The sequence below is a fragment of the Actinoplanes sp. GCM10030250 genome, assembly GCF_042666575.1.
In the GTDB taxonomy this organism is placed as follows: Bacteria; Actinomycetota; Actinomycetes; order Mycobacteriales; family Micromonosporaceae; genus Actinoplanes.
The window spans coordinates 81,643-88,967 of the sequence record NZ_JBHTDO010000038.1 but is presented as its reverse complement, the minus strand read 5'-3'; the positions used below and the strand labels follow the sequence as shown (position 1 = coordinate 88,967).

The 7,325-nt window shown below is 69.1% G+C and carries 8 protein-coding genes; 2 read left to right on the top strand and 6 right to left on the bottom strand.

The annotated features are described in order from the left end of the window. Positions 1-213: 213 nt before the first annotated feature. Genes ACFQV6_RS35855 through ACFQV6_RS35845 form a run of 3 tightly spaced genes read right to left on the bottom strand, consistent with a single transcriptional unit; the run spans position 214 to position 1,292 of the window. Positions 214-600 (bottom strand): hypothetical protein, encoded by a 387-nt coding sequence (locus ACFQV6_RS35855; protein WP_378032128.1) that lies wholly within the window; start codon positions 598-600, stop codon positions 214-216. A gap of 3 nt (positions 601-603) precedes the next feature. Then, positions 604-990, bottom strand: coding sequence for a VOC family protein (locus ACFQV6_RS35850; protein WP_378032127.1), 387 nt, complete (start codon positions 988-990; stop codon positions 604-606). Further along, complete coding sequence (locus ACFQV6_RS35845; protein ID WP_378032126.1) at positions 990-1,292, bottom strand: ArsR/SmtB family transcription factor; 303 nt, start codon at positions 1,290-1,292, stop codon at positions 990-992. Before ACFQV6_RS35845 ends, ACFQV6_RS35850 begins: the two co-directional genes overlap by 1 nt. Positions 1,293-1,426: 134 nt before the next feature. Here ACFQV6_RS35845 and ACFQV6_RS35840 point away from each other — a divergent pair, with 134 nt between their 5' ends. Continuing rightward, entirely contained in the window at positions 1,427-1,870 is a 444-nt protein-coding gene (locus ACFQV6_RS35840; protein ID WP_378032125.1) for a CU044_2847 family protein, read from the top strand. 682 nt (positions 1,871-2,552) lie between these two features. Continuing rightward, complete coding sequence (locus ACFQV6_RS35835) at positions 2,553-3,752, top strand: serine hydrolase domain-containing protein (RefSeq protein ID WP_378032124.1); 1,200 nt, start codon at positions 2,553-2,555, stop codon at positions 3,750-3,752. On the opposite strand, the gene ACFQV6_RS35830 is transcribed toward ACFQV6_RS35835, so the two are convergent. The 3 genes from ACFQV6_RS35830 to ACFQV6_RS35820 form a co-directional block, all read right to left on the bottom strand. Beyond that, on the bottom strand, positions 3,733-4,767 hold the full coding sequence (locus tag ACFQV6_RS35830; RefSeq protein WP_378032123.1) for a hypothetical protein: 1,035 nt from the start codon (positions 4,765-4,767) through the stop codon (positions 3,733-3,735). The two genes, ACFQV6_RS35835 and ACFQV6_RS35830, sit on opposite strands and share 20 nt — an antisense overlap. A gap of 204 nt (positions 4,768-4,971) precedes the next feature. Further along, positions 4,972-5,775: an IclR family transcriptional regulator C-terminal domain-containing protein gene (locus ACFQV6_RS35825; RefSeq protein WP_378032122.1), complete on the bottom strand. Its 804-nt coding sequence runs from the start codon at positions 5,773-5,775 to the stop codon at positions 4,972-4,974. Between the two features lie 4 nt (positions 5,776-5,779). Continuing rightward, positions 5,780-7,216 (bottom strand): amidohydrolase family protein, encoded by a 1,437-nt coding sequence (locus ACFQV6_RS35820; RefSeq protein WP_378032121.1) that lies wholly within the window; start codon positions 7,214-7,216, stop codon positions 5,780-5,782. Positions 7,217-7,325: the final 109 nt, after the last annotated feature.

The window sequence follows — 7,325 nt, the reverse complement described above, 5'->3', positions numbered from 1 at the left end:
CCCACTCACGCCCAGCCCGTCCGCCCGGCTGGCACTGAGCGGCGCCCCCACGACCGAAACACCCCACTCACGCCCAGCCCGTCCGCCCGGCTGGCACTGAGCGGCGCCCCCACGACCGAAACACCCCACTCACGCCCAGCTGGTTTGCCCGGCTGGCACTGAGCGGCGCCTCACGGCCCGAAAGGCACCGCTGACGGCCAGCCGGAGCCCGCGTCAACCCGCGCTCGATCCACCCCGGAAGGCGTCCTGGCGCGGGATCGTGGCGGTCCCGTCCTGCGGATCCCAAACCGTCAGCCCGTACTCACCGGCCAGCTCCATGATCATTTCCAGCGCCGGACTGGACCGCTCCCCGAAACTGAGACTCATCAGCACGTGATCAATACCGACATCCAGCGGCGTATCCATCCACGGGCTCTTATCCGGCGGGAGGAGAGGCGGCTGGTCCGGAAAGCGAGCCCGCAGCCTCTCGTAGAACCCGGCGATCCGCAGATCGAGCTCACCCTCCGGATGCACTGCGCCCTGGCACCGATCGACCATCGCGACAACCTCCGCCGCGTCCGTCCACCCGTCGATCGCCAGGACCCCGAGACCGAAACTCATCAGTCAGGCGACCTTCACGATCTGGATCAGGTTGCCGCAGGTGTCGTCGAGGACGGCGGTCGTGACGTTGCCCATCTGCACGGGCTCCTGGGTGAACCGGACACCCAGGTCACGCAGCCGCTCGAACTCCGCCTGCACGTCGTCGACGGCGAACGACGTCGCCGGGATACCGTCGTTGACCAGCGCTTCCTTCCACGGCTTGGCGGCCGGGTGCCCGCTCGGCTCGAGCAGCACCTCGCAGCCCTCCGGGTCCTCGGGCGAGACGACGGTCAGCCAGCTGGCCTCGCCCAGCGGGATGTCGTTCTTCTTCACGAAGCCCAGCTTCTCGGTGTAGAACTTCAGCGCTTCCGCCTGGTCGTTGACGAGAACGCTCGTGACATAAACGCGCATCAGTTGTCCTTAGTCTCGCTGCGGCGCCACCGATCGGTGAGGCGCTCCAGAGGTGCGGTGTCGATGGTGTGAAACTTGTAGCGCCCTTCGCGGCGGCTGGTGACCAGGCCCGCCGCGCCGAGCACGTCCAGGTGCTGGGAGATCGCCTGCCGCGACGACGCGAGCTGATATTTCATCGCCAGCCGCGAGCAGATCTCGAACAGTGTCTGCCCGTCGCGCTCCGCCAGCTCGTCGAGGATCTTCCGCCGGGTCGGGTCGGCGAGGGCCTTGAAAACGTCACCCTCCCCCACGTCGTCATCCACACCTCGATGATAGGCAAGTCATTACTTGCCTATCAACCCCGAACCGATTTTCCCGTACGGGTGAACGACCGCGACCGCCGGACACCGCGATACGTTTGGCGGGTTCTGGCGGCCAGGCCGAGAGGGGCTCTCCCATGTCCGAACCGATCGTCCGCGTCGAGACCCGCAGTCCCGTCTCCGGTGACGGGCGCCAGATCGCCGCCCGCCGCTTCGGAACCGCCGAGCTCGCTCAGCGGGAGAACGACCTGCGGGCCGCGATCCGATCGGTGCTCGGAGCCATGTCACAGGCGGTCAAGGACGCCCCGGACTCCGGCCTGAAGGTGGGCGAGCTCGAGGTCGCCTTCAACGTGGCGTTCGGAACGGACGACGGCGTCTACCTCTGCTCCTCGTCGGCCGAGGCAACCTTCGAGGTCAAGTTGTCACTGACCTTGGCAGACTCCCCCGCCGGCGGAACCGGAACGGCCGGCACGGGCGCAGTCGCGGGCGCAGCAGGCACGGGCGGGGCAGCCGCGGGCGGGGCAGCCGCGGGTGGGGCGACCGGTGCGGGTGCCGACCCCGGCGGTGCTGCCGGCGGCTGAGCACCAACCGTCCCGGCCGCCGCGGGCTGAGCCACTGCCGGCGGCTGAGCGACGGGCGGCGGCTGAGCGACGGGCGGCGGTTTCAGCGCCGGAATCCCCCGCCGCCGCGACAACCCCAGCTCCGCCCGCGCCTCCCGCCGGAACTCCCGCTCCGCCTGCCGGCACGCCTCATCCACCTCGGCCCACGGACGCGACGACCGGTCCCACAAATCCTGCGCCGTCTCGTGCAACCTCTCCAGCGCCTCCGCCGACTTGTTCTTCCGGGTCAGCAGCACTGCCCGCGAGTAGGCGGCCAGCAGTTCGTCCCCCGCCCGCCGTTCCGCACCCGGATCGACACGCAACCGGCCTCTGTGGTCGTAGAGCCCCCAGGCGCTGTGGAAAGTTTCGGCCACTCTGGCGTACGCGACATGTCTTATCTCGTCCCACTGCCGCCGCCGCTGCGCCCGCCCGCCCAGCCACTGGGTCAGGATGGCAGCGATCGTCCCGCCGACGATCGCGCCGGTGGCGGCCAGCATCCCGGCGTAGAGGGCGGCTTGCGGCTGTGTCAGATCGGTCAGAGGCACCCGCCGATTATCGCGCGGCGGGTAGTGCCAGCCCTACCCCGATCGGGGTGGCTGCCGGATGGGAATGCATCGAAACCCTTCATACGGTGAGGTTCCGCATCCTTCAGGGAGGGTCACACATGCGACGCGATCTCGGCCGATGGGGCCTCGCCACCGCTCTGACAGCAACACTCGTCGCCGGCATCGGAGCACCGGTCGCCGCCAGCGCGGTGCCAACTGCCGCCAGCGCGGCACCGGTCGCCACCGGCCACCACCGACATCTTCAGGCCGCGCTCGACGATCTGCACCGGCTCGGCATGACCGGCGTCCAGGCGCTGGCCCGCACCGACGGCGTCACCACCCGCGCGCGGGCCGGTGTCGGCGACCTCGATCGGGGCACGCCGGTTCCGCTCGGCGGCTATTTCCGGATGGGCAGCAACACCAAGACGTTCGTGTCGGTCGTCGCGCTACAGCTCGTCGGCGAGGGGAAGCTGTCGCTCGACGACACCGTGGACCGGTGGCTGCCGGGTGTCGTCGCCGGGAACGGCAACGACGGAAAAGCGATCACCGTACGGCAGCTGCTCCAGCACACCAGCGGAATCTCCAACTACACGAACGACCTGCCGGGGCTGAACAGCTACGACGGCTTCCTGGCGCACCGCTTCGAGCACCACGAGCCCGCCGACCTGGTAGCCCTGGCGATGAAGCACGAACCCGGCTTCGCCCCCGGTACGAGCTGGGACTACTCCAACACCAACTTCATCCTCGCCGGAATGATCATCGAGGCGGTGACCGGCCGCCCGTGGGACACCGAGGTCCGCGCCCGCATCCTCCGGCCGCTCGGCCTGCGCGACACCTCCTCACCCGGTGACCGGCCGTTCCTGCCGTCGCCGCACGCCAAGGCCTACCAGCAGTGGGAGCCCGGCGGCCCGCTGACCGACACGACAACGTGGAACGTGTCCGCCGCCGGCGCCGCCGGAAACCTGGTCACCACTCCGGCCGACCTCGCCCGCTTCTGGCAGGCCTTGGAACGCGGCCACCTGCTCAAGCCCCGGCAGATGGCGCAACTGCACGACACCGTGCTCGCCGAGACGTTCCAGGACTACATTCCCGGCGCGCGGTACGGCCTCGGGATCATGTTCATCCCGAACCGCTGCGGCGGGTACTGGTCGCACGGCGGTGACGTGCCCGGCATGAGCACCGCGAACGGCGTCAGCGAGGACGGCAGCCGTGTGGTCGTCGTGTCCCGCAGCACCCAGCTCGCCGGCGACGAGGCGGCGATCGCCGTGGAACGCCGCACCCTGCGGCTGGTGGATGACGTCATCTGCGCGCCCGCGTAGGCGTACGCGAGAAATAATCGGCGACGGCGTGGAACGCGGCCTTCGGCTCGAACGACCGGTCAGGGTCGTCGAATGTCCGGACGATGCCGTAGCTGGCCAGGTCAAGATCGTCACGGGGGTCGCCGCCGGGCCGGTGCGGATGATCGTGGAGGGCGAAGAGGAACACGAACGCGGTGTCCACACCCGCCGCGTCGAAGACCTCCAGTAGTTCCCGCAGGTAGGTGGCCTGTCCGTCCTCGTCGCGCTCGTACTCGCCGGTGAGCCGTACCGGCCCGGCGCCCGGCGCGTACTCGACGATCTCCAGGCCGAGCGCGCCACGATCACCCGCACCGCGGTAGGTCGCCGACCCGAACTCGGTGATCGCCACCGGTTTCCCCTGCAAGCTCGGGCTGCGCATACCCTCGGCGAAGGTCTCGGCGAACGTCGCCGCGATCTCCGCCGAGCGGTAGACGTCCATCGCGACGATGTCGAAAGGCGTCCAGTCGACCCGGTCGATCGGCACCGACGCATAGGTGACCTTGCCGCCGAACCGCTCGCGAACGACGGCGACGGCCTCGGCGAGGAAGGCGTTGACCCGGGCGCCGACCTCGCCGATCATCTCGCGCAGCCGGTGCGGTTGCTGAAGCAGGGCGAGCCGCTCCTCCATCGTGTCGCCGGGCAGGAAGCCCTGGTTCATCAGGCTGAGCTCCGCGCCGGTCACGAACACGACCTCACCACCACGCTGCCGCAGGCGCTCCGCCCGGTCGGCACAGTCAGCGAACAACGTGAGCATCTGCTCCCCGGTCAGCTCCAGCGGATAGGGCGAGAACCAGACCTCGAGACCCAGGCCTGCCGCAAGCTCCGCGGCGACCTCCAGCCGGTCGGCATCACCACCAGTTATCCGTACGGCCGAACAGTGCAATTCCTCCCGGATACTCAAAAGCTCCCGCTCGGCTGTCCCGGCATCAAAATGCCGCCGCGAGTTGACACCGTGCCGGACAAATCCGGTGTCGTAGGTGATGCCTCTGCCACGCATGAGCGCTCCCTCATCAAGACGCCCTCGAACTGTTGCGCTGCGCCAACCAGCATTGGAATTCACCGCTGGGGATCATCCTGCACGACCTGATGGCGGCGGCCGGCGGCGAATGCCTGTCCGGGGCCGCCACAGACCGGACACCGCTGTAGCGACTGGGAGGAAACGGTCAACGGAGCCTCCACCTCAGTCAGTGGGACGAAAAGGTCAGACGGTGATGGCGGGGATCGAGGCGATCAGGGACCAGTCGTGACTGATGTTCGCAGCGGTACGGAGCAGCATCGGCAGGTGGTCGTCGACAAGTGTCTCGACGGAGGTCTCCGCCGCGTGCACGGTCACGTTGATCGCGGCGACCACCCGCCCCTCACCATCGCGGACGCCGGTGGCCACCGAGCGGATGCCCGGCGCCAGATCCTGGTCGGCGAGAGCCCAGCCCTTCACCCGTACCTCTCGCAGTGCCCTGTCGAGATCCTCGGCCGAAGGCTGCCAGCGCGGGGTGATGCCGGACCGCGACGGCTCGGCGAGCACGCCCGGCAGGTCCGCCGCCGGCAGGGCCGCGAGCAGGACCTTCCCCATCGACGTGGGCGGAGCAGGGAAGCGGGTGCCGATGTTCACCGCGAGCGTGACGATCTTCGGCACGGCCACCCGCGCCACATAGACGATGTCGCTGCCGTCGAGCTGTGCCATGGAGGTCGACTCGCCGGTCTGTGCGACAAGCTTCTCCATGTGCGGCCGGGCGACCTGCCACAGGTTCAACGAGTGCACGTAGGCCATGCCCAGCTCCAGCACCCGGGGAGTGAGGGCATAACCCCGGCCGTCGGCCCGAACGTAGTTGAGCTGTTCGAGGGTGATCAGAATCCGCCGCACGGTCGGCCGCGCCAGGCCGGTGAGCGTGGCGATCTCGCTGAGCGTCATGGCCGGGTTGCCGGAACGGAAGGAGCGCAGCACGTCGAGTCCTCGGGCAAGCGCCTCGATGAAGTCGGGAGCCGCGCCCCTTCCGATGTCGGTCATGCGCTCAATGCTTCCATTGCGCCGAGCCGGCGTCGTACTCGGTGTACTGGTACGGGTTCTCCAGCACACTGGCCTCCGGGATGTCGGGGTTCATGCCCCGCTGCCACGCCTCCTCGCCGAGCGTCTCGCGCAGGTGGTCCAGGGTCGCGCCGACCTTGGCCCGGGCCGCCGCGAGATCGGTGCCGACGAGCTTGCCGTCCTGCTTGACCAGGCGGCCACCCACCAGCACGGTGTGCACGTCGCCGCGCTGGGCCTGGAAGGCGACGTGGCCGTAGGGGTTGAGGATCGGGAACATCGCCGGTGACGCGTCGTTCTTGATCAGCACGATGTCGGCCTGCCGGCCCGGGGTGAGCGCGCCGACCTCGGAATCCATCCCGAGGGCCTTGGCACCGCCGCGGGTGGCCCAGTCGACGACGTGCTCGGCCCGCAGGTGGTGGTGGGTGACGGTCTCCTTCTTGCCGTGCGCCTCGAGGTGCTCACGGACCCGGTCGGCGCTGAGCGTGGTGCGCATCGCCGAGAACAGGTCACCGCTCCACCAGACGCTGGTGTCCATAGAGAGCGAGACCGGAATCCCGTGGTTGCGCAGCTGCCAGGTGGGCGGATAGCCCTGGCCGGCGCTCTGCTCGCTCTCGGTGGAGACGGAGACCGAGCCGCCGGTCGCGGCGATCCGATGGTACGAGTCGGCGGCCAGCGTGGCGGCGTGCACGTAGACGGTGCCGGGCGTCATGAAGCCGTTCTCATACATCAGGCGGATGCCGTCGTCGTTGGTGGCACCCCAGACGCCGGCGTGCGTGGTGACCGTGACGCCGAGCTCTCGGGCCACCTCGAAGGCGGCCTTCTCCGGGAACGCCGGGTCGCCGGTGACGTCGAACGCCATCTGGAAGCCGGCCAGTCTCCCGCCGTCGACGCGGCGCCGGTGGAAGTCGCGGAACGCGTCGGAGGTGGACCACTCCCACGGGCCCTGCTGGATGTTGCCATAGGCCAGGACGAACCGTCCGGGCACCGCTTCCAGGGCGTCGACCGCGGCGTCGGCGTGATCGGCACTCTGCAGGCCGTGCGACCAGTCGACGGTCGTGGTGACCCCGGCGTCGATCGCCTCGATGGCGGACAGCAGGTTGCCGGCGTAGATGTCCTCCGGGCGGAACAGTTTGCCGGATTCCAGGTAGTACCAGACGAAATACTGGGTGAGTGTCCAGTCGGCCCCGTATCCCCGCATCGCGGTCTGCCACATGTGCCGGTGGGTGTCGACCATGCCGGGCATGACGATGCCGCCGGACGCGTCGATCTCCACGGCGCCATCGGGCGCGGTGAGGCCGTGGCCCACCTCCGCGATCCGGTCGCCGACAACAAGCACGTCGGCGCCGGGAAGCACCGTGTGTGAGTCGTCCATGGTGAGAACCAGGCCGTTGCGCAGCAGGACCGGCCGGTTGTTGGCGCTCATCCCTCTCCCCCTCTCGGACATCCCTCTCCCGCTCTCGGACGGTTGTCCGCCTGGCGGTCATCGAGGTGGCGTAAGTGTGGTCCCGGTCACGAATCCTGTCAAGAAGTCA

Coding starts and splice junctions, on each gene's coding strand:
- ACFQV6_RS35855 (WP_378032128.1), bottom strand. CDS start 600: ATGAGTTTCGGTCTCGGGGTCCTGGCGATCGACGGGTGGACGGACGCG.
- ACFQV6_RS35850 (WP_378032127.1), bottom strand. CDS start 990: ATGCGCGTTTATGTCACGAGCGTTCTCGTCAACGACCAGGCGGAAGCG.
- ACFQV6_RS35840 (WP_378032125.1), top strand. CDS start 1,427: ATGTCCGAACCGATCGTCCGCGTCGAGACCCGCAGTCCCGTCTCCGGT.
- ACFQV6_RS35835 (WP_378032124.1), top strand. CDS start 2,553: ATGCGACGCGATCTCGGCCGATGGGGCCTCGCCACCGCTCTGACAGCA.
- ACFQV6_RS35830 (WP_378032123.1), bottom strand. CDS start 4,767: ATGCGTGGCAGAGGCATCACCTACGACACCGGATTTGTCCGGCACGGT.
- ACFQV6_RS35825 (WP_378032122.1), bottom strand. CDS start 5,775: ATGACCGACATCGGAAGGGGCGCGGCTCCCGACTTCATCGAGGCGCTT.
- ACFQV6_RS35820 (WP_378032121.1), bottom strand. CDS start 7,216: ATGAGCGCCAACAACCGGCCGGTCCTGCTGCGCAACGGCCTGGTTCTC.